The sequence below is a fragment of the Microcoleus sp. OTE_8_concoct_300 genome (assembly GCF_031383065.1).
Classification (GTDB): Bacteria; Cyanobacteriota; Cyanobacteriia; order Cyanobacteriales; family Microcoleaceae; genus Microcoleus.
In genome coordinates this window covers 1-2204 of the sequence record NZ_JANMZH010000397.1, presented here as the reverse complement: position 1 = coordinate 2204, position 2204 = coordinate 1, and the positions used below count along the sequence as shown (strand labels likewise).

Sequence of the window (2204 nt, the reverse complement as noted above, 5' to 3'; positions counted from 1 at the left end):
TTTGACAAATGGGCATGATATGATTCTGCTATCATTTAAGTGTTTTTTAGGTAAGAAGCTTTTTTACCCTATCTTTTTTCAGGCTATTTGTCTAGAGTTGTCTCCCTGTCTGATTTTCAGGCGACCTGTCGCCCCGTCAGGCCAGAGTGAGAGAGTCAGGGTTTAGTGGCAAAAAAAGAGCAGCCTAGAGAAAAAATTAGTTAGCTTAGGGTGCGTCGAAGAAAGCAAACCCCCAAAGAAAGAGCGGATTCTCAGCAGCGACGCACCCTACAAAATACTTCCGAAAATGGAGGCAGAGCCTCCGGATATGCGTTACCAGGCAGATCCTGGTAACGAGTAATAAATTTAAGTTGCCGAGGGAATTGTGATATCAACAGATTGCACTTTGACCGAAGTTCCCAAACTCGATAACGGCGGTTGAATAGCCTCCGTATTTCCCACTACTAATGTTACCAGATTCTCCGGTTTCAAGTAAGTCTGGGCTACGCGCTGCACGTCGGCAATTGTTGCTGCTTCGATGCTGCGGCGGTAGCGAAAAATGAAATCTTCGGGATAACCGTAGTATTCGTAGCGCATTAATCGCGACAAAGTTTGATTGGGATTTTCAAATTTGAAGATGAAAGAATTCAGGGTGGAATCTTTAGCAAAAGCTAATTCGGCCGGGGTAATTGGTTCGGTGCGGATACGATCGATCTCGGCGCGAATTGCCTGGATAAACGGTACTGTAGCGTCCGATCGCGTTTGGCCTCCAGCCACAAACACCCCCGGATAGTCAAATCTCGGACTCCAAGCCGCGTAGACTGTGTAGGCTAAACCTTGGCGCGATCGCACGTTATTAAACAAACGACCACCGAAACCGTTCAAAACCCCGTTCATTACGTCCAAAGCACCGTAATCTGGACTGCTGAGCATTCCGCCCAAATGTCCCATTTGCACGTAACTTTGACTTAATTGGGGCTGATTTACCAAAAATATGCCGCCGCCCTTGACTGGCGATACCGTTGGTAACGGCGGCACTTCTGCACTCTGACTCGGTTGCCAGTTGCCGAATTTTTGCTCGACGAGCGATCGCATTTTAGCTGTATCAAAATCGCCAGAAATACCCAAAATCATATTCTTGGGGTGGAAATATTTCTGGTAGAAACTCACCACATCGTCGCGGGAAATATTCGCGAGGGTTTTGTATTCTATCGTGCGCGCGTAAGGACTGCGATCGCCATAAATTAACTTTTGGAACTCGCGACCGGTAATATCGTTAGGATCGTCATTGCGGCGGGCGATCGCACCTTCAGTTTGGTTCTTCGCTAAATCCAACTTTTCCTTAGCAAATATTGGCTCCCGAATCACTTCCGCAAATAAGTCAAATACGGGTTCCAAATCTTCAGCTAAAGCACTAAAATTAGCGCTGCCCGAACTAACATCAATCCCCGTTTCTACCGAAGCTGCTCGCTGTTCTAGCAACTGATTTAGTTCATCAGCCGTATGTCGGCTCGTGCCGCCAGTTCGCATCACTTCTCCCGTCAAACCTCCCAGTCCGATTTTATCTGCAGGTTCAAAGCGATCGCCCGTGCGAAATAGCGCCGTTCCCCCGACTAACGGGAGTTCCCGGTCTTCCATAAGATACACCCGGATGCCATTCTTCAGCTCGAAGCGAGTGTATTTAGGCAGTTTAATTTCTGGCACCGCCGGGAATGTTAATTCGTCGTAGTGCTTGGGTGCAGCCGCTAAGGAAGGTAACAAATTAAACGTGCCAAGTGAAACAGTAAAAAAGCAAAGCGATAGCAGAAATAACTTTACTTTTTTCAGTCTCAATTTAGTCCTTTTCATTCTTTCTCCAATGTTTCATAAGTTGACAATTCGAGGCAGAGCCTCGCCGATATGCGTTCCCAGGCAGAGCCTGAAAACGAGTGTTTCTTGCCTCTTCCTTCTTCCCTCTTTTTAGCCTGAGCGAAGCCGAAGAGCTTTCTTCCTTTTTCCTTCTTCCTTTATTTCCTAACTTGACAATTCGAGGCAAAGCCTCGCCGATATGCGTTCCCAAACTATTCCTGGAAACCAGTGTTTCTTCCTTCTTCCTTCTTCCGACGGACATCAGACTGACATCCGTTACATCCGTTACATAATCCGTTGCCGAACTTCCTTCTTCCGACGGACATCAGACTGACATCCGTTACATCCGTTACATAATCCGTTGCCGAACTTCCTTC

1 protein-coding gene is annotated in these 2204 nt (G+C 47.1%); it reads right to left on the bottom strand.

Annotated features, from left to right (window positions below):
- Nucleotides 1-345 precede the first annotated feature (345 nt).
- Complete coding sequence (locus ACUVJL_RS18110; protein ID WP_445247132.1) at nt 346-1827, bottom strand: M16 family metallopeptidase; 1482 nt, start codon at nt 1825-1827, stop codon at nt 346-348.
- Nucleotides 1828-2204: the final 377 nt, after the last annotated feature.

Excerpts from the sequence above, each read along its gene's own strand:
- ACUVJL_RS18110 (WP_445247132.1), bottom strand. The coding sequence starts at position 1,827 with ATGAAAAGGACTAAATTGAGACTGAAAAAAGTAAAGTTATTTCTGCTA.